23 protein-coding genes and 1 tRNA gene are annotated in these 25,168 nt (G+C 54.3%); 20 read left to right on the plus strand and 4 right to left on the minus strand.

Annotation, left to right across the window (positions count from 1 at the left end; all coding sequences use genetic code 11):
- The first annotated feature begins 21 nt into the window (after window positions 1–21).
- Both deoD and mrdA read left to right on the plus strand, forming a co-directional pair.
- Window positions 22–735: a purine-nucleoside phosphorylase gene (gene deoD / locus F3I44_RS05545; RefSeq protein WP_150019332.1), complete on the plus strand. Its 714-nt coding sequence runs from the start codon at window positions 22–24 to the stop codon at window positions 733–735.
- Window positions 736–956: 221 nt separating this feature from the next.
- Window positions 957–2,828, plus strand: coding sequence for a penicillin-binding protein 2 (gene mrdA / locus F3I44_RS05550; RefSeq protein WP_150019333.1), 1,872 nt, complete (start codon window positions 957–959; stop codon window positions 2,826–2,828).
- Window positions 2,829–2,856: 28 nt separating this feature from the next.
- On the opposite strand, the gene F3I44_RS05555 is transcribed toward mrdA, so the two are convergent.
- Entirely contained in the window at window positions 2,857–4,176 is a 1,320-nt protein-coding gene (locus F3I44_RS05555; protein WP_150019334.1) for a PAS domain-containing methyl-accepting chemotaxis protein, read from the minus strand.
- Between the two features lie 222 nt (window positions 4,177–4,398).
- Between F3I44_RS05555 and F3I44_RS05560 the strand changes: the two genes are divergently transcribed.
- The 5 genes from F3I44_RS05560 (at window position 4,399) to F3I44_RS05580 (ending at window position 8,325) form a co-directional block, all read left to right on the plus strand.
- Window positions 4,399–4,474: transfer RNA gene (locus tag F3I44_RS05560), tRNA-Phe, on the plus strand.
- Between the two features lie 471 nt (window positions 4,475–4,945).
- Window positions 4,946–5,911 carry a sensor domain-containing diguanylate cyclase gene (locus F3I44_RS05565; RefSeq protein ID WP_150019335.1) on the plus strand — a complete coding sequence of 322 codons (966 nt, stop codon included), beginning with the start codon at window positions 4,946–4,948 and terminating at the stop codon, window positions 5,909–5,911.
- A gap of 745 nt (window positions 5,912–6,656) precedes the next feature.
- Window positions 6,657–6,821 carry a general stress protein gene (locus F3I44_RS05570; RefSeq protein ID WP_004571242.1) on the plus strand — a complete coding sequence of 55 codons (165 nt, stop codon included), beginning with the start codon at window positions 6,657–6,659 and terminating at the stop codon, window positions 6,819–6,821.
- Window positions 6,822–7,325: 504 nt separating this feature from the next.
- Window positions 7,326–7,808 carry a ferritin-like domain-containing protein gene (locus F3I44_RS05575; protein ID WP_150015696.1) on the plus strand — a complete coding sequence of 161 codons (483 nt, stop codon included), beginning with the start codon at window positions 7,326–7,328 and terminating at the stop codon, window positions 7,806–7,808.
- Window positions 7,809–7,818: 10 nt separating this feature from the next.
- Window positions 7,819–8,325, plus strand: coding sequence for a ferritin-like domain-containing protein (locus F3I44_RS05580; protein WP_150015695.1), 507 nt, complete (start codon window positions 7,819–7,821; stop codon window positions 8,323–8,325).
- Window positions 8,326–8,400: 75 nt separating this feature from the next.
- Here the strand turns inward: F3I44_RS05580 and treF are convergent, their stop codons facing one another.
- Both treF and F3I44_RS05590 read right to left on the minus strand, forming a co-directional pair.
- Window positions 8,401–10,059 (minus strand): alpha,alpha-trehalase TreF, encoded by a 1,659-nt coding sequence (gene treF, locus F3I44_RS05585; protein ID WP_150019336.1) that lies wholly within the window; start codon window positions 10,057–10,059, stop codon window positions 8,401–8,403.
- Between the two features lie 351 nt (window positions 10,060–10,410).
- Window positions 10,411–11,268, minus strand: a complete 858-nt coding sequence (locus tag F3I44_RS05590; protein WP_150019337.1) for an SDR family oxidoreductase — start codon at window positions 11,266–11,268, stop codon at window positions 10,411–10,413.
- A 98-nt stretch (window positions 11,269–11,366) separates the two neighbouring features.
- Between F3I44_RS05590 and F3I44_RS05595 the strand changes: the two genes are divergently transcribed.
- The 8 genes from F3I44_RS05595 to F3I44_RS05630 all read left to right on the plus strand — a co-directional run bounded on the left by F3I44_RS05595 (window position 11,367) and on the right by F3I44_RS05630 (window position 18,590).
- On the plus strand, window positions 11,367–11,747 hold the full coding sequence (locus F3I44_RS05595; protein ID WP_033784031.1) for a helix-turn-helix domain-containing protein: 381 nt from the start codon (window positions 11,367–11,369) through the stop codon (window positions 11,745–11,747).
- A gap of 779 nt (window positions 11,748–12,526) precedes the next feature.
- Entirely contained in the window at window positions 12,527–13,939 is a 1,413-nt protein-coding gene (locus F3I44_RS05600; RefSeq protein WP_013359002.1) for a cytochrome ubiquinol oxidase subunit I, read from the plus strand.
- A 1-nt stretch (window position 13,940) separates the two neighbouring features.
- A complete protein-coding gene (gene cydB, locus F3I44_RS05605) occupies window positions 13,941–14,945 on the plus strand; it encodes a cytochrome d ubiquinol oxidase subunit II (protein WP_150019338.1) in 1,005 nt (334 codons plus the stop codon).
- Between the two features lies 1 nt (window position 14,946).
- Window positions 14,947–15,120, plus strand: a complete 174-nt coding sequence (locus tag F3I44_RS05610; protein ID WP_150015691.1) for a DUF2474 domain-containing protein — start codon at window positions 14,947–14,949, stop codon at window positions 15,118–15,120.
- 408 nt (window positions 15,121–15,528) lie between these two features.
- A complete protein-coding gene (locus tag F3I44_RS05615) occupies window positions 15,529–16,398 on the plus strand; it encodes a helix-turn-helix domain-containing protein (protein WP_150015690.1) in 870 nt (289 codons plus the stop codon).
- 230 nt (window positions 16,399–16,628) lie between these two features.
- Window positions 16,629–16,811, plus strand: coding sequence for a hypothetical protein (locus F3I44_RS05620; RefSeq protein WP_223811653.1), 183 nt, complete (start codon window positions 16,629–16,631; stop codon window positions 16,809–16,811).
- A 340-nt stretch (window positions 16,812–17,151) separates the two neighbouring features.
- Window positions 17,152–17,979 (plus strand): siderophore-interacting protein, encoded by an 828-nt coding sequence (locus F3I44_RS05625; RefSeq protein WP_370461291.1) that lies wholly within the window; start codon window positions 17,152–17,154, stop codon window positions 17,977–17,979.
- Between the two features lie 71 nt (window positions 17,980–18,050).
- Window positions 18,051–18,590, plus strand: a complete 540-nt coding sequence (locus F3I44_RS05630) for a PadR family transcriptional regulator (RefSeq protein WP_150019340.1) — start codon at window positions 18,051–18,053, stop codon at window positions 18,588–18,590.
- Here the strand turns inward: F3I44_RS05630 and F3I44_RS05635 are convergent, their stop codons facing one another.
- The gene (locus F3I44_RS05635) at window positions 18,591–18,887 is read right to left on the minus strand and encodes a SelT/SelW/SelH family protein (RefSeq protein WP_033733740.1); all 297 of its coding nucleotides are present in this window, start codon (window positions 18,885–18,887) and stop codon (window positions 18,591–18,593) included.
- A 239-nt stretch (window positions 18,888–19,126) separates the two neighbouring features.
- On the opposite strand from F3I44_RS05635, the gene F3I44_RS05640 reads away from it, so the two are divergent.
- The 5 genes from F3I44_RS05640 to F3I44_RS05660 are packed head-to-tail and all read left to right on the plus strand — an operon-like array spanning window position 19,127 to window position 25,165.
- On the plus strand, window positions 19,127–21,499 hold the full coding sequence (locus tag F3I44_RS05640) for a TonB-dependent receptor domain-containing protein (protein WP_150015687.1): 2,373 nt from the start codon (window positions 19,127–19,129) through the stop codon (window positions 21,497–21,499).
- A 49-nt stretch (window positions 21,500–21,548) separates the two neighbouring features.
- Entirely contained in the window at window positions 21,549–22,580 is a 1,032-nt protein-coding gene (locus F3I44_RS05645; protein ID WP_150015686.1) for a hemin-degrading factor, read from the plus strand.
- Window positions 22,577–23,398: a hemin ABC transporter substrate-binding protein gene (locus F3I44_RS05650; protein ID WP_150015685.1), complete on the plus strand. Its 822-nt coding sequence runs from the start codon at window positions 22,577–22,579 to the stop codon at window positions 23,396–23,398. Before F3I44_RS05645 ends, F3I44_RS05650 begins: the two co-directional genes overlap by 4 nt.
- Window positions 23,391–24,389, plus strand: a complete 999-nt coding sequence (locus F3I44_RS05655) for an iron ABC transporter permease (RefSeq protein WP_150015684.1) — start codon at window positions 23,391–23,393, stop codon at window positions 24,387–24,389. Before F3I44_RS05650 ends, F3I44_RS05655 begins: the two co-directional genes overlap by 8 nt.
- Entirely contained in the window at window positions 24,389–25,165 is a 777-nt protein-coding gene (locus F3I44_RS05660; protein WP_190285935.1) for a heme ABC transporter ATP-binding protein, read from the plus strand. Before F3I44_RS05655 ends, F3I44_RS05660 begins: the two co-directional genes overlap by 1 nt.
- The last annotated feature ends 3 nt before the right edge of the window (window positions 25,166–25,168 follow it).

A 25,168-nucleotide genomic window follows, 5' to 3' on the forward strand; every position in this document is an offset into this window, starting at 1 on the left:
CAATTTAATAAGGATTAAACAATGGCAACCCCACATATTAATGCTGAAATGGGCGATTTCGCAGACGTCGTACTGATGCCTGGCGATCCGCTGCGCGCAAAACACATCGCAGAAACCTTCCTGGAAAACGCGGTTGAAGTAAATAACGTGCGCGGCATGCTGGGCTACACCGGTACTTACAAAGGCCGTAAAGTCTCTGTAATGGGGCACGGAATGGGTATCCCTTCCTGCTCCATCTACACCAAAGAGCTGATCACGGACTTCGGCGTGAAAAAGATCATTCGTGTCGGCTCCTGTGGTGCCGTACGTGCTGACGTAAAACTGCGTGATATCGTGATCGGGATGGGTGCCTGCACCGATTCCAAAGTGAACCGTATGCGTTTCAAAGATCACGACTTCGCGGCGATTGCTGACTTCGACATGGTGCGTAACGCGGTTGATGCGGCAAAAAATCTGGGTGTTGAAGTGCGGGTCGGTAACATCTTCTCTGCCGATCTCTTCTACACGCCAGATCCGCAGATGTTCGACGTAATGGAAAAATATGGCATCCTCGGCGTTGAGATGGAAGCTGCGGGTATCTACGGTGTGGCCGCTGAGTTTGGCGCTAAAGCGCTGACCATCTGCACCGTATCAGACCATATCCGTACACACGAGCAGACGACGGCTGCTGAGCGTCAGACAACCTTCAACGACATGATCAGGATTGCGCTGGAGTCTGTCCTGCTGGGTGATTAATGCATGCGGCGGGTGACGATTCCCGCCTGCTGCCCGATCGCCTGTTCAGATCCTCCTTAGCCGGAGGATCTGAGTTTCCCGCCTCGCTTTCCCGGTAACATTCACATTAAATGACACACTTTTGCCGAGGCTTGTGCATCTTCGCGCTGGCACGCCTGCGATCGCGCTTTATCATGGTGCCCAACAACAGATAATAATTAATCTCCTGATAATGCCCCCTGATGAACTTTCGTAACTTCGACGCTGAAGAGAAGCTGTTTGCCCGTCGCGCCGCAATCGCCTTTGCTCTGGTCTGTTTCTGTTTCACCCTTCTTGGCGTAAACCTTTTTCGCTTGCAGGTGCGCGACCATGCCTACTACCAGACGCGCTCCAACCAGAATGACATCAAAATGATCCCCATTGCCCCAACGCGTGGGCTGATTTATGACCGCAATGGGATTCCGCTGGTGCGCAACGTCAGCTGGTACGCCATCACGCTGACGCCCTATAAAATCACCGATATGGACGCCACGCTGCGGGCGCTGACGCCGATCGTAAATCTGACACCCGATGAAATCGACACCTTTCGCCGAGCGCTGAAGCAGACCAGTCGTTACAAACCGGTCGTGTTGAAAGAAGAGCTGACCGAAGAGCAGGTCGCCCGCTTTGCGGTGAATCAGTTCCGCTTTACCGGTGCCAGCATTGAGACCTACCAGGATCGTGAATATCCCTATGGGGCCGATCTCGCTCATGTGATCGGTTATGTGTCGAAAATCAACGATAACGACTACAAGCGGCTGAATGCGGAAGGTATTGCCGAAAACTATGCGGCGGACCACAACATCGGCAAGCAGGGGATTGAGGGCTATTACGAAGCGCAGCTGCATGGCAAGCCGGGTTATCAGGAAGTGGAAGTGGATAACCATGGCCGCATTGTGCGCGTGCTGAAAGAGGTGCCGCCGGTCGCGGGTAAAAACCTGACGCTGACGCTGGATCTGCATCTGCAACAGTATGTGGAGAGCCTGCTGGCGGGGCAGCGTGCGGCGCTGCTGATTGAGGATCCGCACGACGGCTCTGTGCTGGCGATGGTTTCCAGTCCCAGCTACGACCCGAATCCGTTTGTGAAAGGCATCAGCTATCAGGCCTACAAAAAGCTGCTGCAGGATAAAGACCTGCCGCTGATCAACCGCGTCACACAGGGACTCTATCCGCCCGCCTCGACGGTGAAGCCTTATATGGCGATGTCGGCGCTGCTGACCCATGTGATTACGCCACAGACGCAGTTCTTTGGTGCGCCGACCTGGACGCTGCCGGGGACGGACCGGCGCTATCGCGACTGGAAGAAAACCGGGCACGGCATGCTGGATGTCACTCGCGCGATAGAAGAGTCTGCCGACACCTTCTTCTATCAGGTGGCGTTTATGATGGGCATTGACCGGATTCACACCATGCTCAGCCAGTTTGGCTATGGTAAATCGACCGGCATCGACCTGAATGAGGAGTATAACGGCCTGCTGCCGAGCCGCGAGTGGAAACAGAAGGTGCATAAAAAGGCCTGGTATCAGGGCGATACGGTCTCCGTCGGTATTGGTCAGGGCTACTGGATTGCGACGCCGATTCAGATGGTGAAAGCGATGGTCGCGCTGATTAACAACGGTCGGGTTATCGCACCACATCTGCTGGAGAAAACCCAGCGCGGCACGCTGGTTGAAAACTACCATCCGCAGCTGCGCGAAGCACAGATTGGCGATCCTCACTCACCTTACTGGTCACTGGTGCGTCACGCGATGTTTGGCATGGCTAACGCGCCTGACGGCACCGGTTATAAATATTTCCATACGGCACCTTATGGCATCGCCGCAAAAAGCGGGACGTCGCAGGTTTTCAGCCTGCGTCAGAACCAGACTTATAACGCGAAGATGATTCCGGTGCGGCTGCGTGACCATATCTTCTATACCGCCTTTGCGCCGTTTAATGATCCGAAAGTGGCGGTGGCGTTAATTCTGGAAAATGGTGGCGGGGAAGGGGTAACGGCTGCGCCCGTGATGCGGGATATTCTGGACCATATCTTTATTCCGCCGGTGCCAGAAGCACCCGCTCAGGCCACACCGTAAAAAAGGGGGCGAAGGCCCCCGCAGAGCATCAGACTTTAAGCGTTTTGGTGACCTGTCCGATGGCGCGCACCACGTCCGTTGCGCCTTCACGGATTTCTGCAATCACGCCGCCCGCCTCCTGAGCCAGCTGTACGCCCTGGTCGGCACGTTTCAGGTTGGACTCAATACCTTTCAGCGCCCGGCTGGCCAGCAGATGATTTTGCTGAATCCGGTTTTCAATGTCGGTAGTGGCGCGGTTAATGTTGGCTGCCAGCGTGCGGACTTCGTTAGCCACCACCGCAAAGCTGCGGCCATGGGTGCCGGCCCGCGCCGCTTCAATGGCGGCATTCAGCGCCAGCAGGTTAGTCTGATCGGCTATCCGACGGATGCCTTCCACAATCGCGCCGATACGATCGGAGGACTCACTGAGGCCGGTAATATCACCGGAGATCCCCTGCAGTTCACCCGCCAGCGCATTCATGGTCTGCACGCTGCTGGCGATGACATCGGCACCCAGCTTTGTGCTTTCATCCGTTTGCATTGCGGTGTGATAAGCCCGCTGCGCCGCATCATGCTCCTGCTGATTCTTTTCCACCTGTGCCGTCACATCCGTGGCGAATTTGACGATTTTGTAGAGCCGGCCCTGCTCGTCGAATACCGGATTGTAGGTGGCGCGCAGCCAGACCGTCTCGCCCTGTTTATTCACCCGGGGAAACTGACCCGAGACAAATTCACCCCGGTTGAGTTGCTGCCAGAACGCGCTATATTCGCGGCTGTCGCGTACAGCCTGCGAACAGAAGCGACTGTGGTGGATTCCTTCTACTTCCTCACGACGGTAGCCCATGGTTTTAAGAAAGTTGTCGTTGGCTTTGAGCACTTCACCTTTGAGGTTAAAGGCGATCACCGCCATCGACCGTTCAATGGCGGTGGTGATGGCGCGCTGCTCCTGTGCATCGTTGATATGACCTGTAATGTCGGTGGCCAGTTTGACGATTTTAATCACCCGGCCATGGCGGTTTTGCACCGGCACATAGTTGGCTTCGAGCCAGATTGGGCGACTGTTTTTCGCCATGCGCAGAAATTTATCGCTGAAGCTTTCGCCCCGATTCAACCGCAGCCAGAAATCCTGGTAGTCCCGAGACTGAAGCTGTTCCGGCGTACAAAACAGACTGTGGTGCTGGCCTTCAATCTCCGTCAGCGTGTAGCCCATGCGCGCCAGAAACAGCGCATTGGCGCTGAGAATGGTGCCATCGGGGGAGAACTCAACCATGGCAATGGAGCCGTTGAGCGAACTCAGCGTGGCCGCTGAGTGTGCCCGCTTCTGCCAGCCGTGGCGAGAAGCGATACCTGATGTAATGGTGGAAAACATGGCGATCCTTATTATTAGTGTGGGTCTCGCATGCTATATCGGCAAAATCGCGGCACAATGCAGCTTTTACCGCTCCGCTGAGTGAAATTTATTCATCCGACCGCGAGATTTTTGCGCCGGGTCAAACCCGATATTTAAGTTGATGGAAAAGCCGCCAGTCGATGTGATTTTGGTGAAAAGCGTTTGACGCTGCCGGGCCGCTTTGGTTTAATGCGCCCCGTTGCCCGAATAGCTCAGTCGGTAGAGCAGGGGATTGAAAATCCCCGTGTCCCTGGTTCGATTCCGGGTTCGGGCACCAAATTTAAAGAACCCGCCTCTGGCGGGTTTTTGCATTCTGGAGCGAACCCGTTATCGAAGGTTCGATACACTCGCCACATCCAGTGGCTCGCCCTCCGGGTCGCGCTGACGCGCGATGCAAAAATGCTCCCGACATTTTTGTCCGGGTTCGGGCACCAAATTTAAAGAACCCGCCTCTGGCGGGTTTTTGCGTTCTGAGGCGAACCCGTTATCGAAAGGTTCGCCAGACTCCCTGACATTCCCGAAATTCACTTCTGTCCGGCGCATTTCGTTTCCCAACGCTGGAGCAAAGCAAACAGATTTCACGGCGAAACCAATTTGGCGCTTCGCCTCTGTGCTGTGTTGCCAGATCCGCACCGCCTGATGTGCTGTCCAGCCTGCAATTGACCGCGGCTAATCGTCTTTTATTCGCCACTCTTTACAGAATCACCCTGACAGGCACAATAGCCCTTTTTACAGTTCTCTCACGGTCATGTCAGAAGAAGCGCTGCGTCTGCAGATACAGAACCTGAAAAAGCATAATGCGCGTCTGAAGCGTATAGCACATGACGCCCGAACAAAACTCAACGCGGCGCTGGATGGCACCGGACTGTTCCTGTGGCAGCTCGATATTCCCAGCGGCAAACTGGTGATCTTTAACCGGCGCTGGGGTGCGATGCTGGGCTTCCAGCCGAAAGAGACAGATGCCACGTTTGAGTCCTGGAAAGAGAGCCTTCATCCCGACGATGCCGCCGAAGTTTTGCGGGCGTTTAACGATCACATCGCCGGAAGAGCGCCTTACTACGAAGCGCTGCATCGCATGATTGCCAAAAATGGCAGTATCACGTGGGTGCTGGATCGGGGGCGGGTCAGTGAGTGGAACGCGCACGGCGAGCCGGTTAAAGTCATTGGCACTCACATTGACATGACTAAAGAGAAGCAATATGAAGAACAGCTTGCCCTGCTGGCGCTGCACGATCCCCTCACATTGCTTAACAACCGCCATGCCCTGCAAAATGATTTCTGTGAAATGAAAGCGCAGGGTCCACTCTGCGTGGCCTTTATTGATTTGGATAACTTCAAACACGTTAACGACACGCTGGGGCATCGCAGCGGTGATGAAGTGTTAATTCAGTTAAGTCAGCGATTAACTGAGCTTTCTCCAGCAGAAGTGACCATTGGCCGGCTCGGCGGCGATGAGTTCATCCTGCTATTGCCGTTTGCGCTAAACCATCCGCAGGTCAGACAGCTGGCGCATGCCTGCCTCGACGCGGTACTTACTCCTTTTGATTTGGCTAACGGGCATGCGCATATAGGCGCTTCAGTGGGCGTATCCCAGGTCGAGGTAAAAGATGACTTTGATACCGCCCTGGCACGTGCTGATGAAGCAATGTATCGCATCAAGAAAAAGGGGAAACGGGGTGTCGCCTTTGATGCCGCCATATCTGATCCTCTCTGATTCTGCCAGACATCTGCCCTGCACGGCCACGGATATACACTCTTACCTGACTGACTCTGCCTGATTCCCTCCATTATGTTTCACAACAGATCGTCTACAGGACATCCAAACCTATGCGTTTTCCCACAGAAAACACTTTTTAGTACTATTCCGAAAACCGAATGTTCATCTGCGGATTAACCGCAAACTATCGATTCGCTTGCGCCTGAATATTTGCATCTGTCATGGCGTGTCATTCAGCTCAAAATTTTCATTAAATCAGTACAATTGATCATTTATCGATCGAAATCAGCTATTTTCAGCAGGTAAGCTCAAAGCCTTGCGTCTCGCTTAATTTTGAGCGCTAAACAAAAGAGGTAAATTGTATTTAGCGCTTCGCTTAGGGAAATTGATCGTTTATTGATCATCTTCACTAACTATTATTGGTGAAGCTATCCTGGTGCCGCTTCGGTTACTATTTTTTCAATTGGACATTTTTCGAAAATGATCGATTAATAGGGCGCGGCGATTTTTGTAAGCAATCTTTTTTTACGCCGTAGCCCTTTTTTAAATAGTACTGAGCGATAGTTGAAATGCGTTACCATTGCGAGTGAGGGTTGTGCTACCAATAATGGGGTAGTGTGAAGGATTTTTTATTTTTCTCGCTTGATCGGTCCGATTTTCTGTCTACATTTATGTTGCTGAATCGGCCTGATGAAGCATTAACTGTGCACATTCTGATTTTAATTTCAAAGAGGAACACAGAATGACTCAATATCGTGGTGGGGCCGGAAATTTTGCAGCCGACAAAGAGCGTGCTGCGGAAGCAGGGCGAAAAGGCGGCCAGAAAAGCGGCGGGAACTTTAAAAACGATCCCGAACGTGCCATTGAAGCCGGGCGTAAGGGAGGTAAGGTAAGCCGCAGAAGCTAAACGCTTTTCATACTGCCTTAACGGCAGTTTGGTGCGTTTACCAGGCTGTACAGATTCTCTTTTTATTTGCCTGCAAGATAATTACCTCCTGAATTATGTCGCTGATTTATCATCGGCACAGAGAGACACCGTTAATTAAACCGGTTAGGTTTTCCCTGCCGGTTTTTTTATTTTCTATCGTTTAAACTTATACCGATTAATAAAATCCTGTACAACTAAGTTTTGAATGGCGCTTTTTTTATGCACACAATCTGAAAAAATTTATACATAGATTTATCGATTTGTACAAATTCCACCTGACTAGCGAAGCCGTAGCTATAAAAACTTTTATCCGCTAAATGACTGCTGTGAAAAGGAAAATGCATTTTACATGCCACTTCTGTCTTAAATTCAGACTGATGAAACGTGCGATATTAATAATCTCCACTAGACTTTTCAGGTGTCAACGACATGACTGCCGTTGCGTTATTAACGACGCAGCTTTTTAATCAATGAGGCTATCTTATGACAGTGAAAACGTTAAACGATCTGTTCATCCACGACCTATCCGATGTATACAGCGCTGAGAAACAGATAACCCGTGCATTGCCTAAAATGGCGCGCGCAGCCAGTGACGAAAACCTTATTGCTGCGTTCAATCAGCACCTGGAAGAGACCCGTGCTCAGATTGAACGACTGGATGAACTGGTAGAGGTGACACCCGAAGTCAAAATCAAAAGAATGAAATGCCATGCGCTTGAAGGTCTGGTTGAAGAGGCCCAGGAAATTATTGACTCGGTCGAAAAGGGCGAAATCCGCGATCAGGGCCTGATCGGTGCAGCGCAGAAAGTAGAGCACTATGAGATTGCTACTTACGGTACGCTGCATGCGCTGGCGCTGAAGCTGGGTTATACCAAAGCGGCAGAGCTGCTGGCCGCGACCCTGGATGAAGAGAAACAAACGGATGAGAAACTCACCTCGGTAGCCGAAGCTATTACTGTCTCTTAAGGAGTAACACATGACTGCGATTGAACACTATCATGACTGGCTGCGCGATGCGCATGCGATGGAAAAGCAGGCAGAAAGCATGCTGAGCAAGATGTCAGGCCGTCTTGAACACTATCCGTCGCTGGAACAGCGTCTGGCACAACATCTGGAAGAGACTAAGCACCAGCTGACCCTGCTGGAACAGTTGCTCGACAGCCACGGTATCGATCACTCTGTGATGAAAGATGCGATGGGTAAAATGGCGGCGACCGGCCAGGCGGTTGGCGGTATGTTTAACTCAGATGAAGTGGTGAAGGGTGCCATCAGTGGTTACGTTTTTGAGAACGCTGAAATCGCCAGCTACACCAGCCTGATCGCCGCGGCGGAGCAGGTAGGCGATACGCAGGGCGTGCGCATCCTCAACGAGATCCGCGATCAGGAAGTGGCCATGGCGGAGTGGCTGCTGCAGCATCTGCCGGAAGTGACTCAGCAGTTCCTGCAACGTGCGTCACAGCCGGGCGCTGAAGCGAAGAAGTAGTGTCAGAAAGCCTGCACGAAAAAAGCCGGGGATTGCCCGGCTTTTTGCGTTTTAGTGATTTGCAGGCTGCAACACTCAGTCAGCCATTAAATGCCCATACATCGTCATCAGCTTACGCGTGACGCCGTTCGTCCAGCCGAAGCCATCCTGTAATGGGTATTCGCCGCCGCCGCCGGGGCGCGCACGTTCGCCGCTGATGTCATACTTTTCGACCAGCTTGTGATGCAGCTGATAGAAGTTATTAACCGTATTAAGCCAGTTTACCGCGACTTCACTTGCCAGCGTCTCTTCACCATAGTTATTCAGGCCAACAACGGCCATCCACTGCATCGGTGCCCAGCCGTTAGGACGATCCCACTGCTCACCACTTTCCACCATTGAAGTCAGCAGGCCACCGTTACTCAGCAGCAGATGACGCAGTGAGATTGCCTGCAGGTGCGCCTGATGCGGCGTCGCCAGACCCACAAACAGCGGAACCACCGAGGCAACGGTAAAAGCACCAAAACGCTCACGACGCCAGTCGTAATCGCGGAATACACCAGCGGTGCTGTCCCATAGGTAACGAGTGATAGCACGTTTCCGCGTTTCCGCTTTTTTCTGCCACGCCAGCGCCGTCAGCTCTTCGCCTTTGGCGTGCGATAGGGTGGCAATCATCAGTTCCAGCTTGTACAGGAACGCGTTCAGATCGATAGGGATAAACTGTGTGGTACGGATACTCGACAGACGTTTCGGATTACGCAGCCAGCGTGAGGAGTAATCCCAGCCCGACTCCGCACCAGCACGCAGGTCACGATAGACTTCGCTGGCCGGACGTTTAGATTCGCGGGCGGTTTCGACATCTTCCATCCATGACTCATCACGTGGCGTATCGCGGTCATCCCAGTAACGATTCAGCAGTGAGCCATTTGGCATCCGCACGACGTGGCGATAGGCCTGGTTTGGCATCAGTGAGCCGGCACCATCCATCCAGAACTGATATTCCTTCATCAGCTGTTCCTGATAGCGCTTCGCACCGCGCACGCCATCCTCTTCAAACAGCTCGACCATCAGCGCAAACACCGGTGGCTGAGAACGGCTGAGATAATAAGTACGGTTGCCGTTTGGCACATGGCCATAGTTATCAATTAGCCAGGCGAAGTTATCTGCCATGTGACGCAGCAGGTCATCACGGCCCGATTCCGCCAGCCCCAGCATGGTGAAGTAGGAATCCCAGTAATAGGTTTCGCCAAAGCGTCCGCCTGGTACCACATAGGGTTTAGGTAAGGGCAGCAGCGAGGAGTGCGGCATATGTTGCTGCGGCATTTTGGTCAGAACCGGCCACAGGTCATCGATATGCTCGTTGAGCGATTTATCCGGGTTGGAGACATAAAAACTTTCGTTTACGCCAGGCAGATAAAAGTGATCGGCAACAAAACGTGACAGGTCGAAATCACTGCTGCGTTTCTGTCGACGATAGCGCATCAGCACATCCAGCGGATCGTACTTAGGCGAACAGTCAGGGAAGGTTTTGCTGTCCTCGAAAATCCGCGACATCTGGACATGTTCAAACAGTTCCAGATAACGATCGGCAGGGGTGAGCGCATCCGGCGCCGGTAAGCCTTCAATCAGCTCCGGTTCCGGTTCAGAATCCTGCATGCGATCCAGTTTCAGTTCATGGGGATCGTATTGATACTCAACTTCCGCCCCGGCACGAACCTCTTCAAGTGCATTTTGTTGCTGGCGATGGGTATTAATAACGGCCTCCTGAGCGGTCGTGGTTGCACAAAGGAGAAATTATAGACCTCTCATCCTGCGGAACAACAATGCAGAATATCTATGAACGTAATAAAAATTGTCGATTAATCGAGCTTTTTTAATAAATTCCAGTCAATTCAACCAAATATAGCGAATTTCACAAAAAACGCATTTCGGATGAATCTCTTAGCGACACGAATAAAAAAATTTAAGCTGAAGAAAACTGGCATTTATTCACATTTTGTAAAAAAAACCGCAACCGCAAAGGGTGCAGAAAATGGCATACGCAACGTAAATCAGGGCAGGAGTGAGAACTGAGCGGGCCAGGTTGCCCGCTCAGAGAGAGCTGGATTAATGGTTCGCCAGTGCTGTGCGGATCACCGACTGCCAGCTTGTGGTCGGGCGACCAATCAGTTTGCTCAACTGACGCGAATCATCAAACAGGCCACCTTTTTCTGCACCGGCATCGGAATCTGCCAGCATCTCTGCCAGACCTTCTGGCAGGCCAGCGCCTGTCAGCGCGGCGGCAAAGTCAGCCTGAGACAGATTGACATAATCGACTTTCTCACCACTCTGTGCGGCAATCTCCGCAGCAAACTGCGCCAGCGTATAGCTGTCGTCGCCGGACAGTTCATAGACTTTTCCCGCCTGATCGTCACGGGTCATCACTTCAGCCGCCGCTTCAGCGTAATCCTGACGGGCAGCAGAGGCGATGCGGCCTTCACCCGCCGCGCCGATAAACGCATGATGTGCCAGCGCCGGTGGAATGCTGGCGGCGTAGTTCTCGGTGTACCAGCCGTTACGCAGCAGCGCGAACGGAATGCCAGAGGCTTTCAGCAGCGCTTCTGTCGCGCGATGTTCAACACCTAAACCCAGTGGTGAGGTATCTGCATGCAGCAGGCTGGTGTAGGCGATAAAGCTCACGCCTGCAACCTTTGCAGCGTCGATGACAGCTTTATGCTGCGCCTCACGCTGACCCACTTCACTGCCCGAAATCAGCAGCAGCTTATCCACGCCTGCAAAAGCAGCCTCCAGCGTCATTGGCTGGCCATAATCGGCCTGGCGCACAATCACGCCATGCGCAGCAAGATCGGCCGCTTTAGCGGGCGTACGCACAGCGGCAACGATTTCTGCTGCCGGAACTTTTTTCAGTAATGCATCGATAACGATTCGGCCCAGCTGGCCGGTGGCACCTGTGACTGCAATCATGGGATGACTCCTGTGGCTGTTGGTGAAATCCAGACTAGGATATAAACTAATTTTTAGTAAGTACTTACAGAATTGTTAGTTTGAGGTGCGCAGCTTAAATGTCTGAAAAATTGAGTGAAAAATTTAGTCGTGGTGAACTGCTCAACGTTAACTGTCCGTCGCGCGACGTACTGAAACGGGTGACCAGCCGCTGGAGCGTACTGATTCTGCTGGCTCTCCAGGACCAGACGCTGCGCTTCAGTGCATTGCGCCGGGCGGTCGGTGGCGTCAGTGAACGGATGCTGGCGCAGAATCTGCGCTATCTGGAGGAAGATGGTTTCGTGCAGCGCATCGCTTACGATGTCGTACCGCCGCACGTGGAATATCGTCTGACCCCGCTTGGTCGTGAAGTCAGTGAACAGGTTGTGGGGCTGGCAGACTGGCTGGAGCTGAACCTGAGCCGGATTCTGGCACAGCGCGAAAAATCTGCAGCTGAGTAAAACCCTCGCCTGTCAGCCATCTCGTCGTGAAAGTGTGGAGATGCTGGCAGGCGATTTATGATCTGTTCTTCTTTCCTTTCACTCCCTGAAACCGGAATAACCTAACGGCAGCGAAAATAACCCAAGCGGGTTTCTCGCCTTTTTGCTGGTTATTAAATCATTTCATCAGGCACTGGCCCGGAATAACTGGCTGCTTCGGAAGCGCTGTTAATTCATTACGGCATTTTGACCCATTTTATTAACATCTCCGGTGGCGCTTAAATGCGCCGCTCTGGCTATTTTTCACCTGGATTTAGGTCTGGATTAGCCAGGGTAATGCAAAAAAATAAACAAAGCGGCGCGGGTAGCGAATTACTGATATAACTCATTAATAAGTAAGATTATTTAAATTTTCCACTGCCGGGTTTGACCTTTTTTAAATCAGGGTTTATAACAAAATAACGTCTGAAAACAGCCGGTTGAGGCTTTTTTTGAGTCAGGATTTGCTTTGCCGATGTGAAATTTTAAAGTGACAAATACCGTAACATTAACGACACATAAATACGCTCTGATTAACCTTTAGGCCTTATTTTTAAATAAATAATTCCCACTAAAAACAATGATCAAAATCAACAAAGACTGTTATAGTTTTCATTAACCCCACTGTTTCTGTTTCCTCGTCGCGAATAGTTCTAAATTTGCGGCGGGAATTTCAATAAGCGCAGAGAAGTCAGCGCATCAGGCATAAGTTGTTAATAATAAGTAAATACATGGTGTTCTATGTGGCAAAGAGGTAAGCAATGTTCGGATTAGATGCCTTTCATCTGGCCAGGATTCAGTTCGCATTTACTGTTTCCTTCCATATTATCTTTCCCGCCATCACCATCGGTCTCGCCAGTTTCCTGGCTGTACTCGAAGGTATGTGGCTCAAAACCCGCGATCAAACCTATCGCGATCTCTACCATTTCTGGTCCAAAATCTTTGCCGTTAACTTCGGTATGGGTGTGGTGTCAGGGCTGGTGATGGCTTATCAGTTCGGGACGAACTGGAGCGGCTTCTCAGAGTTTGCCGGCAGTATCACCGGTCCGCTGCTGACCTATGAAGTGCTGACGGCGTTCTTCCTGGAAGCGGGCTTCCTGGGTGTGATGCTGTTTGGCTGGAATCGCGTAGGTCCGGGTCTGCACTTCTTTGCCACCTGCATGGTCGCCCTGGGAACACTGATTTCGACTTTCTGGATCCTGGCCTCTAACAGCTGGATGCATACGCCGCAGGGCTACATCATCCAGAATGGCATCGTGGTTCCGCAGGACTGGTTCAAAATCGTCTTTAACCCCTCTTTCCCTTACCGGTTGTTCCATATGTCGGTGGCAGCGTTTCTGGCGAGTGCCTTCTTTGTCGGCTCGTCGGCGGCCTGGCATCTGCTGAAGGGCAACAACAATCCTGCCATCCGCAGGATGTTCTCCATGGCATTGTGGATGGCGCTGATCGTCGCGCCGATTCAGGCAATGATTGGTGATGCTCACGGTCTGAACACGCTGGAACATCAGCCTGCCAAGATCGCGGCGATTGAAGGTCACTGGGAAAACCCGCCGGGTGAAGCCACACCGCTTATTCTGTTTGGTATTCCTGACATGGAGCAGGAGCGCACCAAATATGCGCTGGAAGTGCCTTATCTTGGCAGTCTGATTCTGACGCACAGTCTGGACAAGCAGGTTCCGGCGCTGAAGTCGTTCCCGAAAGAGGATCGACCTAATTCAACGGTGATTTTCTGGTCCTTCCGTGTGATGGTGGCGCTGGGCCTGCTGATGATCACGCTGGGCGTGGTCAGCCTCTGGCTGCGTTTCAAAGGACGTCTCTATGAGTCGCGTCCGTTCCTGTGGTTTGCGCTGCTGATGGGACCCTCGGGTCTGATTGCGATTCTGGCTGGTTGGTTTACCACCGAAATCGGTCGTCAGCCGTGGGTGGTTTATGGCGTGCAGCGCACTATTGATGCGGTCTCCGCACATGGCGATATGCACATGAGCATCAGCCTGCTGGCCTTTATTCTGGTCTACAGCTCGGTGTTTGGCGTGGGGTATCACTACATGATGCGTCTGATTAAGCAGGGACCGGTTGTCGGCGAAGGTCATATCACCGAAGAGGGTGGACCGGGTCAGAAGAAAACGCCAGCGCGTCCACTTTCCGCTGCCACCTTTAAGGATGGAGACCACTAAGATGATCGATTTTTCTGTTATCTGGTTTGTGATTATCGTCTTCGCAACCCTGATGTATATCGTGATGGATGGTTTCGACCTGGGCATTGGTCTGCTGTTCCCGTTCAATAAAGATGCTGGCGAGCGCGACATGATGGTGAATACCGTTGCGCCGGTCTGGGATGGTAATGAGACCTGGCTGGTGCTGGGGGGCGCAGGCCTGTTCGGTGCGTTCCCGCTGGCCTATGCAGTCATCGCTGATGCACTGTCGATTCCGCTGACCGCCATGCTGATTGGTCTGATTTTCCGCGGCGTCGCCTTTGAGTTCCGCTTTAAAGCGGTGGAAGGCCATCGTGCATTCTGGGACAAGTCGTTCATTGCCGGTTCGATCATCGCCACCTTCAGTCAGGGTGTGGCGGTCGGTGCATTGCTGGATGGCATTCCGGTTGAGGGACGCCGCTTTGCCGGTTCCGCAATGGACTGGCTTGCGCCGTTCCCGCTGTTCTGCGGTGTGGGTCTGGTAGTGGCCTATGCGCTGCTGGGCTGTACCTGGCTCATCATGAAGACCGAGAATGAACTGCACCGTAAGATGTCCGCGCTGGCGACGCCGCTGGTGATTGCGTTGTTAGTGATTATTGGCATCGTCAGCCTGTGGACGCCGTTTGCGCATGCGGACATCTCTCATCGCTGGTTCAGCACGCCAAATCTGTTCCTGTTCCTGCCGGTTCCGGTGCTGGTACTGCTCTGTTCGTGGGGCATTGTTCGCGCCATCAAACGCGAGGCACACTATTCACCGTTCCTGCTGACGCTGGCGCTGATTTTCCTGGGCTTCTCCGGACTGGGCATCAGTATCTGGCCAAACATTATTCCGCCATCCGTGACCATCTGGGCGGCTGCGGCACCTCCGCAGAGTCAGGCCTTTATGCTGGTGGGTAGCCTGCTGATTATCCCGATGATCCTGGGCTATACCTTCTGGAGCTACTACGTGTTCCGTGGAAAAATCAAAGCAGACGCAGGATATCATTGATATGAAAAGCCTCAGCAGCATGAAAGACCACAATGAAAACGCAGAGACGAAAGCACCGTGGTGGAAGCGTGTAATGTGGCTGGTGTTTATCTACGCTGCCAGCGTGCTGGCGCTGGGCGTTGTCGCCTCGCTGTTCCGCATGATGATGACTGCAGCGGGAATGCGTAGTCATTAATTGTCGTGACGACTGCGAGTATTGATAACGAGCAAGCTCAGGGAGCATACGCCCTCCGCAAAGACGCAAAAACGCTATCCCTGGCATGCTCAGCGCGGGCGATTACGCACCTCATCCGTGAGGTGCGCCCGTAGCCGGGCCAACGCGTTGCGTTGTTCAAAAACGCTCCCGGCATTTTTGTCCATGGCCCGCGCTGCTTTGCTCCTGGCGTATGCTCCCATCGCTTTACATTCTGAGTTGTCCGAGGCTGACGTCAGTCAGCCTTTTTTAGTTAGTAACCTAAGCAATTAATGCGGAATCGCCCCGAACGGGCGCGTGCGTCTTACCCTTTCCTTACACCGATTCGCAATTTTTGTTATTCTTTTGTAACGAAAATTTCAGTCCTAACCCGCGTCGTAAATCGCCATCATGCTCAGTCAGGCCATTAAAAAACAGCACATCAACGATCTGGTCGAGTGGATAGAAGCCAACCTCACCGACGATCTCAATATCGATCAAATCACCCTGAAATCAGGTTATTCCAAATGGCACATGCAGCGCATGTTCAAGGAGATGACCGGACAGACGCTGGCGGCGTATACCCGCAAACGGCGTCTGACGATGGCGGCCATGGCGCTGCGTCTGACGCGCATGACGCTGATCGATATCGCCGTACGTTTTGGCTTTGATAACCAGCAAAACTTCACGCGGGTGTTCAAAGGCCACTTTTCGCTGACGCCTGGCGCGTTTCGCCGTATTCCTCATTTGCCGGTTAAAAACTTCCATGGTCGCATTCTGGTGCGCTCGCTGGCAGAGCGTGCGACGCTGGTGGCACGTGAGGAAGAACTGCACCTGTGCGGAGAGACACTGGAGTGGGAGTGCAGGTTTGGTGAGTATATTGCCGACCACGACCATCGTGTGGCAGAGCAGGCACGGCATCTGGTCGCGCTGGCGGGCAGCCATGCGACGCACGGCTGGTTAGGTTTTCAGTATGGTCCTGGCCATAGCTCTGCAGACCAGCAGAATATCAGCCTGTTTCAGGCGCTGGCACCACAACATGCCGGATTGCTGGGTGACAATACCGCCAGCTGGAGCGAGGTATGTGGTCTTTATGCGTCGATTCGCTGGAGCGGCAGGCCGGAGCAGCTGACGCGCTTTATCGAGGATATCTACTATCAGCATTTGCCCATGCTGGGTGTCTCACGCCGTCCGGGCAAAGACCTGTTGCGTCTCGATTTTGCGCACTGTAAGCCCGACTGGCTCAGCGGCGTTTTTTCAATTCCGGTGATGCAGGCGTAGTCGACAGGGCAGGGCAAATCGCTTCTGGCCCTGCCAATGCATCTTTCGTGCGATAAACCGTGACAAACCGCACGATTTTATAAAATAAGTCGCCATTCTGGCGTAAAATTCTCCCCCGAAACCCTGTCATATCTGAATCATCGTGCTTCTGTGGCAGGGATGGAACATTCATCTGCATTTCTGGCCTTTTCTGGTCAAAACGACAATCGAAGACAACTATGCGACGCTTAATGATTTCCCTGATCCTGGCATTGCCTGCAATGGCGATGGCGCAGCAGGCTGAGCCTTTCTCACCGCCTGCCGGACTGCATCCGCACTCTCAGGTTACCCAGCATGAAATCCTGGGTGATGGTGAACTGCCGGATCACACCAGCAGTAATGCCTCCCTTTCCGGATTCAACGACACGCTGTAAGGGTTGATGCGCTGCCAGAACCGGCGGCGCGAGATGATGCCCGGCTCTTCAGGAGTCGGACAGCTTCCGCCTGATTACCCTGCACACACTCTGCATCTGCGGCGTCCTCTCTGAGGCCCATTCGCCTGCCTTTTAAAACACTCTTTACCTGCCTGCTGCATCGCATGCTTCTCACTCATGCCACTTTCCGTCCGCATTACTTCTCTTACGACGCTGTTTAAAATATATCTTAAGTCGCAGAATCGCATTTTTCGTTCTTGTGCCGAAGATATATCATAGCTAATCTTGTGGCTTCAGATGAGAATGATTGTTATTACATTATTGTTTAATCACGGCGGGTATGCCCCTGACTATCGGGCATAGACCCTGTTTCAGGAGAGAGATTTTGACTACAACAGCCGAAAAGCGTACGCCGCAGCGCATCCGCAATGAACTGCGTTTCCGTCATATTCAGGTCGCCAGTAAAACCAGGATTGCCGGAAAATTCTGGCGCATCCGGTTCAGCGGCAGCGATCTGGCAGGCTTTACGTCACCAGGCTTTGATGACCACATCAAGGTGTTTTTCCCTTCTTCTGAAGGTGAGACACTGGCTCTGCCACAGATTAGCGACGCAGGCATTGTCTGGCCTGAAGGTTTACGTCCGCAGGCACGTGATTACACGCCGCTGGAATTCGATGGTGAGTCTTCACTGACCCTCGACTTCTATATTCATCAGCAGGGCGTAGCCAGTGACTGGGCCGCGCAGGCGCAGGTGGGCGATCAACTGATTGTTGGTGGGCCACGTGGCTCGCTGGTAGTGCCGACCGGCTACGCATTCCAGCTTTACGTCTGCGACGAAACCGGACTGCCCGCTTTTGCCCGCCGTCAGCGTGACGCCCGCGCCCAGGCGCTGCATCTCTATGCCTTTACCGATGAAGCGACCGGTCGCGACTATTTATCGGATACAGCAGGCGTAACGGCAAACTGGCTGGGCAGCGGTAAGATGCAAAAAGCGCAGCTCAGCCAGCTGATTACCCGGCTGGATCAGCTCACGTTCCCGACGGAAGATTACTTTATCTGGCTGACCGGCGAGGGGGAGTTTGTTAAAGCGCTGTCTGACTACTTTACATCGCAGCGTGGTCTCGACAGCGACTTCGTGCGGGCGGTGGCCTACTGGCATCAGAAGTAAGCCGCGCTGACAATTGAGTTTTGCCAGATGGCGGACTACCATCACTCTCCTTTTTTTCAGCAGGGCAGGTCATGAAACAGCATCCGACTTTCACTTCATCTGACGAACAGACTTCGCGCGCAGGCGGCTGCAGCGGACGACGTAAACGACGTGAAAAGATGCTGGAAGCGAGTGAGATTCGCCTGCTGATGCTCCATTTCCTGGCGCAGAATGCGGCGCACGGCTATGAGCTGATCAAGTCCGTTGAGGAGCTGTCAAAGGGAGAGTATTCGCCCAGTCCGGGGATCATCTATCCCAACCTGACGCTGCTGGAAGAGATGGAGGCGATTCAGGTGGTGGATGCGCAGGCAGCGCGTAAAGCTTACCGTTTGACGGCGGCTGGTGAGGCGCAGCTGGCGGATAACCGCGAAACGGTAGCCAGCCTGATTACGCGTCTCTCTACGCTGGCAATCGTGGTCAATAACCGCAGCATTCCTGCTGTGGAGCAGGCAATTCACGGGCTGAAGGTGGCTCTGAATCAACGACTGGCGCAGGAAGATATTTCAGAAGCCGCGCTGCAGACGCTGATTAGGGCGCTGCACGACGCGGCTGATAAAGTCACCCACAGTTAATCAGCTGATTTCACTCTTATTCTTATCGATGTGACCCAGGGTACGATCCGGGAAACAGATGTCGCGCACGCGCTGTTTCAGGGTAGTCGCATCCGGGAAACCGCCGTCCCGCTTACGTTCCCACAGCAGATGACCATCCAGCGTAATCTCAAAAATACCGCCGGTGCCGGGTTTCAGCGTGACCTCAGCCAGATCCTCGGCGAAGGTATGCAGAAGTTCCTGTGCCATCCACGCTGACCGCATCAGCCAGTTGCATTGCATACAGTAGTGAATAACAACCACAGGTTTTTGCGCCATAACTCTCTTCCTTTACGTATTGATAAATGCAGATGCATTCGGGTTAACAATTTGTGCGCTGTGGTTTAAGCCTTAATGTAAATAATATTGATAATGATTATCAGTTGCATTAAATTCCCGGCGATAATGATTACACCCGCATGATGTTCTGATTTTTTACGGCTTTTATGCAGAGCCGTTTTTTATGTTGCAGCAAGCAAGTGAGCGAATACTAACAATTAATCAGGTAATTCGCGCCTATGTCACCACGTTTTCGGAGATTGACGCAACCGCGTCTGTCTGAGCTGGCGTTGCTCGCCACCTTTATCAATGCCACCTGCACCTACGCTGTGGGCAGTGAACCTGCCACGCTGACCCTTTCCGACCGCTATGGCAGCAGTGCTGAACCGGTAATGACGGTGACTGCACCGGAGATCAAACAAACGGCGGGCAGCAAAACCACGCTCTCCGCCAGCGATTTGCAGCAACGTGGTGCCACTGATTTTGGATCGATCATGCGCTATGAACCGCTGATCAGCGCCACCGGCACCAGTGGCGGCTCCTCAGCCGGTAAGAGCGGCTTTGACCGGGCCGGTTACACTGGCTACAACATTCGTGGTTTAGAGAGCAACCGCGTTGGTCTCGATGTGGATGGCATTCCGTTACCGCAGGCCACCGGCCGCAGCTATGTGGGACGTGCCGGTCTCGACAGCTTTGGGATTGGCCGCGATTACATCGATCCCTATATGTTTGGCCACATCGGCATTGAGAAGGGTGCCACGGCAGTGGATCAGCCGAATAACGCGATTGGCGGCAATGTCTCGTTCCGTAACAAATCCCCGGATGACTATCTGAATCCCGGTAAACGCAACTATTTTGGTTTTCAAAGCGACTACGACTCCGCCAGCCGCAGCTGGCACAACGGCATTACGGCAGCAGCAGGCGATGATACGCTGCGGGGAATCTTTGTTTACAGTCGTCGCGACGGACAACAGACCCGCAATAACAGCGGCACGGTTGATGCCTATCCGGCTAACTGGCATTCCGATGCCTTTATGACCTCGGGCATCTGGCAGCCCAATGATCTTCACAAGCTCAGCGCGACTTTCGATTACTATCACAAAACGCACCATAGCCATTACGACAGCTGGAGCACATCCGGCAATACGGTCTGGGGAACGGCGCAGCAGCAGAGCGATACCCGACGCTGGGGCATCAGCCTGGCGGATGAGTACACCCCTTACAATGATCTGATCGACACTCTGACGACCCGCGTTTACTGGCAGCAAACCCAGGCACATGACAACACCCTGATGCCGTCGAACGCCACCGCCTGGCAAACCGTTTACTCCGACTACAACAGCGACAGCTACGGCTTTGACACCCGCGCGCTTAAAAGCGTCGGGCGGCATGAGCTGAGTGCCGGGTTAAATGCGCGTCTGGTCGATACTGAACGGCCTTTTCGTCAGGCACCGCCAGCCAGTGCTTATACTGAGATCATGCAGCCGCAGGCTAACAGTCGCAGCTACACCGTTGGCGGTTATCTGCAGGATACTATTAGCTTCGATGCTGCCGGACACCGAGCGGCTATCGTGCCGGGCGTGCGTGTGGCGTACCAGAACACCCGCCCACGTGATGTGACGACACTGACGACGAATAGCAGTGTGCTTGACGCCAGCGAAGTCTCCGCACTCTACGGTTCGCCAAACAGCGACACCCAGGTGTTGCCGTCGATCGCCTTCCAGTACGATCTGACCCCGGCATTGATGACTTATCTGCAATATACCCGTGGCGCGCAGTTCCCCAACGACTCCCAGCTCTATGGCTCATGGAACCTTGGCTCCAGCTATGCCGGCACCGCGCAATATGCGCTGATTGGCAATGCCGATCTGAAGACCGAAACCAGCAACAACTACGAATGGGGTATAAAAGGCGAGGTTGCGGAGGGCGTGACGCTTAATGCCGCCGCGTTTTATAACGACTACAAAAACTTCATCGCCTTTACCCGCTACAGCCGGGCGGCCAATCCGGGTAAGTTCGTCAATGTACCCAGCAACATCTATACCACCTATCAGGCGGAGAACCGCGACAAAGCCTACATCTATGGGGCTGAAATCAGCAGCAAGTTGAACTTCGGCAGCTGGTTCAGCAAGGTCGAGGGGCTAAGTGCCAATCTGGCGTTTGGCTACACCCAGGGCGCGGCGAAGTCATCTTACGCTGGCGACCGCTACGTCGATCTGGAAAGCGTCGCCCCGATGAAAGCGATTGTCGGACTCGCCTGGGATGATGAGGCGCGCGGCTACGGTGCTGCCGTCACCGCCACGTTTGTTAAGGGCAAGAAAGCCAGCGCCACAAACCGCAACAGCTATGCCAACACCGGTAATAGCCTGACCGATTCCAGTACCGATTACATGCGGGTGCCGGGCTATGGCATGGTGGACATGACCGCCTACTGGCGCGTCACGCCAAACGTCAGGCTGAGCGGTGGGCTTTACAACCTGACCGATCGCAAATACTGGGATTACCTCAGCAGCCGTGAACTGACCAGCGGCACCCAACAGGATCGTAACGATCAGGCACTGGCCGTAATGCCGGGTCGTACTTTCCAGTTAGGTGTTAATGTCGATTTTTAACTATCGTCGCCCTGCGCTGGTGCAGGGCATTACCAGGAGAATCATAACCATGGACTCGATTTATCAGCACTATCTCGCTCTTAAAGGTGAACACCCGAAAAAATATGCCCGCGACCTGGCCACGCTGATGGGTATCAGCGAAGCGGAACTGTGTGAAGCGCGTATCGGCGTTGATGCCGTGGCGCTGAAACACGATTTCCCGGCGCTGCTGAGGGCACTGGGCGCGGTCGGCGAGACCAAAAGCATTACCCGTAACGCATATGCGGTGCATGAGCATCTGGGCGAATATCAGAATGTGCAGATCGGCGCACATGGCGGCCTGGTGCTGAATCCCCGTGCGCTCGACCTGCGTCTGTTTGTCGGACAGTGGTTCAGCGCCTTTGCCCTGCAGGAGTCGGGTGCGCAGGGCGTACGTCACAGCATTCAGATCTTTGATCGTCACGGCGATGCGGTGCTGAAAATCTATGTGACGGAGCAGACCCATATGGCGGCATGGCACGCGCTGATCGCCGACTTCACTGACGCCGCTGCGATGCCGCTGGAAGTTGAGCCGGTAGCTGCAGCCACCCTGTCGGAAGGGATTGATGCCATCGCGATTGACCGTGAATGGCGTGCCATGACCGATGTTCATCAGTTTTTTGCCCTGCTAAAGCGTCATCAGGCCTCACGACCGCAGGCGTTCCGCGCAGTGGGTGAGGATCTCGCCTGGCAGACCGGCAACGATGCACTCAGGCGTGTCTTGCAGATGGCACAGCAGGCGGGCAACGAGATTATGATTTTTGTCGGCAACCGTGGCTGTACCCAGATTTTCACCGGCAAAGTAGAGAAGCTGGTACCCATGGATAACTGGCTCAACATCTTCAATCCCCGCTTCACGCTGCACCTGATGGCGGACCAGATCAGCGAAAGCTGGGTCACACGCAAACCCACCGGCGATGGCTTTGTGACCAGCCTGGAACTGTTCGCCGCTGACGGCACGCAGATCGCCCAGCTCTACGGACAGCGCACGGAAGGCATGCCAGAACAGGCCTGCTGGCGTGAGCAGGTGAACGCACTTCGCACACCAGGAGCGGCGGCATGAAACGCCTGAGTCTGTTATGGCTGCTGCTGACGCTGCCCTCACTGGCCGCGGAGCGGGTGGTGTCGATTGGGGGTGACGTCACCCGGATTATCTACGCGCTGGATGCTCAGTCACAGCTGGTGGCGCGCGACAGCACCAGCCTGCATCCGGCGCAGGCTGCCCGGCTGCCGGATGTGGGCTACATGCGCCAGCTGAATGCCGAAGGTATCCTGGCGCTGAAGCCGACGCTGGTGCTCGCCAGCGCACAGGCAAAGCCGTCGCTGGTACTGCAACAAATTGCCCGCGCGGGCGTCAGGGTGGTGACGGTCAGCGGCGACAACAGTCTGCAGGCGATCCCGCAGAAAATTATCACGGTGGGCCAGGCGCTGCAGCGTGAAAGCGAAGCGCAGACACTGGCGCAGCAAATAACGCAGCAGATTCGCCAGTTGCCGCAGCAATCGCTGCCGGTAAAGGTGCTCTACATCATGGCAAACAGCGGCATGAAAACGATGGCGGCCGGAAATCAGACCGCAGCCGACGGTGCTATTCGCAGCGCCGGGCTGGAGAATGCCATGGGTTCGGTGCCGCACTATCAGGCGCTGTCGCAGGAAGGCGTGATCGCCGCCGCGCCGGATCTGGTAGTGATCGGCGAGGATGGCCTGAAAACCCTGGGCGGTGAAGCGCAGCTGTGGCAGTTACCGGGCCTGGCGCTGACGCCAGCCGGACAGCAGCACCGTCTGCTGATCGTTGATACCCAGGCGCTGCTGGGATTTGGCCTTGATACGCCGCAGGCAATAGTGAAATTGCGTCAGGCTGCGGAATCGCTGAACCATGATTAATGGCAATGCGCTGCGGGGTCTGACGCTGATGCTAAGTTTTCTGCTGGTGGCGATGGTAGTGGCGGCGAATCTGGGGGCGATGTCGCTGTCGGTGCAGGCGCTGTGGCAGGCACCGCTCAGCGATCTCATCTGGCAGATCTGGCTGAATATCCGCCTGCCGCGCGTGCTGCTGGCGGTGGCGCTTGGTATGGCGCTGGCGGTCTCTGGCGCGGTGATGCAGGGTGTTTTCCGTAATCCGCTGGCCGATCCCGGCCTGCTGGGTATCAGCAGCGGAGCGGGGCTGGCGGTCGCGCTGGCAATCGTTATTCCGCTGGCGTTGCCACCCCAGCTGGCATTGTGGCTACCGATGATCGCCGCCTTTATCGGCAGCCTGCTGGTTACGCTGCTGATCTTCAGTTTCAGTCGGCTGGCATACGGCAATCTCTCCCGGCTGTTGCTGGTGGGTATTGCAATTAATGCGCTGTGCGGTGCGGCGGTCGGCGTGTTGTCGTGGCTGAGCGATGACCAGCAGCTGCGTCAGCTATCACTGTGGGGGATGGGTAGCCTCAGCCAGGCGCAGTGGCCTGCGCTGCTCATCTGCCTGCTGCTGATTCTGCCTGCGTTGCTGCTGTTACAGAGCCGTGCCCGCCATCTCAACCTGCTGCAGGCAGGTGAAGAGGATGCGCACTATATGGGGATTGATGTGAAGCGTACTCAGCATCAGCTGCTGATCCTCAGTGCGCTACTGGTCGGCACGGCTGTCTCGGTCAGTGGCATAATCGGCTTCGTTGGATTAGTGGTGCCGCATGTGATGCGCTTTTGTCTTGGCAGCGATCATCGCTGGCTGCTGCCCGGTTCAGCGCTGGCGGGCGCGATTCTGCTGCTGCTGGCCGATACGCTGGCGCGCACCCTTGTGGTTCCGGCAGAGATGCCGGTCGGACTGCTGACCAGCCTGATTGGCGGCCCCTGGTTTCTCTGGCTGATCCTGCGTCAGCAGCGAGGATTTGAATGATGGAAAGGTTAGAGGCGAGGGGACTCTGTCTGGCGCGCAACGGCAGAACTGTTATCGATAATCTTGACGTTACACTGTCAGGTGGAGAGCGGGTGGCGCTCATCGGGCCTAACGGCGCAGGTAAATCAACACTGTTGCGGATGCTGACCGGATTTTTAACGCCCGATCGGGGTGAGTGCCGGCTGGGCGATCGTGTGATGTCCGCATGGCCGCGTGAGCAGCTGGCGCGACGTCGGGCCGTGATGCGGCAGCAGAACAACCTGACTTTTGCCCAGTCGGCGCAATCGGTGGTGGCGATGGGCCGTGCGCCCTGGCCTGAGACGCAGACGTCGCAGATTGTGGCAGACGTCATGCAACTGACGGGCTGTGATTCGCTGGCGCAGCGCGATTACCGCCAGCTCTCCGGCGGTGAACAGCAGCGGGTGCAGCTGGCGCGGGTGCTGGCGCAGCTCTGGCAGGAGGGAAGACCGCGCGGCTGGCTGTTTCTGGATGAGCCGACCTCGGCGCTGGATCTTTTCTGGCAGCAGCAGACTCTGCGTTTATTACGCCAGCTGACGTACACGGGTGATCTTACCGTCTGCACCGTGTTACATGACCTTAATCTGGCGTCTTTATGGGCCGATCGCATACTGCTGCTGCACGCGGGCAGACTGGTGGCTCAGGGTTCACCGCAGACGGTTATGACTGAAAAGACGCTGACACGCTGGTATCAGGCTGATTTGCAGGTGGTGGCACATGCAGAGAGTGGGAAGCCACATATTCAGCTACGGATTTAGACC

The organism is Pantoea sp. F_5 (genome assembly GCF_008631595.1).
Lineage (GTDB): Bacteria > Pseudomonadota > Gammaproteobacteria > Enterobacterales > Enterobacteriaceae > Pantoea > Pantoea gossypiicola.

Coding starts and splice junctions, on each gene's coding strand:
- F3I44_RS05595 (WP_033784031.1), top strand. CDS start 11,367: ATGTCTGAAAAATTGAGTGAAAAATTTAGTCGTGGTGAACTGCTCAAC.
- F3I44_RS05580 (WP_150015695.1), top strand. CDS start 7,819: ATGACTGCGATTGAACACTATCATGACTGGCTGCGCGATGCGCATGCG.
- F3I44_RS05615 (WP_150015690.1), top strand. CDS start 15,529: ATGCTCAGTCAGGCCATTAAAAAACAGCACATCAACGATCTGGTCGAG.
- deoD (WP_150019332.1), top strand. CDS start 22: ATGGCAACCCCACATATTAATGCTGAAATGGGCGATTTCGCAGACGTC.
- F3I44_RS05635 (WP_033733740.1), bottom strand. CDS start 18,887: ATGGCGCAAAAACCTGTGGTTGTTATTCACTACTGTATGCAATGCAAC.
- F3I44_RS05630 (WP_150019340.1), top strand. CDS start 18,051: ATGAAACAGCATCCGACTTTCACTTCATCTGACGAACAGACTTCGCGC.
- F3I44_RS05620 (WP_223811653.1), top strand. CDS start 16,629: ATGATTTCCCTGATCCTGGCATTGCCTGCAATGGCGATGGCGCAGCAG.
- F3I44_RS05600 (WP_013359002.1), top strand. CDS start 12,527: ATGTTCGGATTAGATGCCTTTCATCTGGCCAGGATTCAGTTCGCATTT.
- F3I44_RS05565 (WP_150019335.1), top strand. CDS start 4,946: ATGTCAGAAGAAGCGCTGCGTCTGCAGATACAGAACCTGAAAAAGCAT.
- F3I44_RS05625 (WP_370461291.1), top strand. CDS start 17,152: ATGCCCCTGACTATCGGGCATAGACCCTGTTTCAGGAGAGAGATTTTG.
- F3I44_RS05570 (WP_004571242.1), top strand. CDS start 6,657: ATGACTCAATATCGTGGTGGGGCCGGAAATTTTGCAGCCGACAAAGAG.
- F3I44_RS05555 (WP_150019334.1), bottom strand. CDS start 4,176: ATGTTTTCCACCATTACATCAGGTATCGCTTCTCGCCACGGCTGGCAG.
- F3I44_RS05610 (WP_150015691.1), top strand. CDS start 14,947: ATGAAAAGCCTCAGCAGCATGAAAGACCACAATGAAAACGCAGAGACG.
- F3I44_RS05655 (WP_150015684.1), top strand. CDS start 23,391: ATGATTAATGGCAATGCGCTGCGGGGTCTGACGCTGATGCTAAGTTTT.
- cydB (WP_150019338.1), top strand. CDS start 13,941: ATGATCGATTTTTCTGTTATCTGGTTTGTGATTATCGTCTTCGCAACC.
- F3I44_RS05650 (WP_150015685.1), top strand. CDS start 22,577: ATGAAACGCCTGAGTCTGTTATGGCTGCTGCTGACGCTGCCCTCACTG.
- F3I44_RS05645 (WP_150015686.1), top strand. CDS start 21,549: ATGGACTCGATTTATCAGCACTATCTCGCTCTTAAAGGTGAACACCCG.
- F3I44_RS05575 (WP_150015696.1), top strand. CDS start 7,326: ATGACAGTGAAAACGTTAAACGATCTGTTCATCCACGACCTATCCGAT.
- F3I44_RS05640 (WP_150015687.1), top strand. CDS start 19,127: ATGTCACCACGTTTTCGGAGATTGACGCAACCGCGTCTGTCTGAGCTG.
- F3I44_RS05590 (WP_150019337.1), bottom strand. CDS start 11,268: ATGATTGCAGTCACAGGTGCCACCGGCCAGCTGGGCCGAATCGTTATC.
- mrdA (WP_150019333.1), top strand. CDS start 957: ATGAACTTTCGTAACTTCGACGCTGAAGAGAAGCTGTTTGCCCGTCGC.
- F3I44_RS05660 (WP_190285935.1), top strand. CDS start 24,389: ATGGAAAGGTTAGAGGCGAGGGGACTCTGTCTGGCGCGCAACGGCAGA.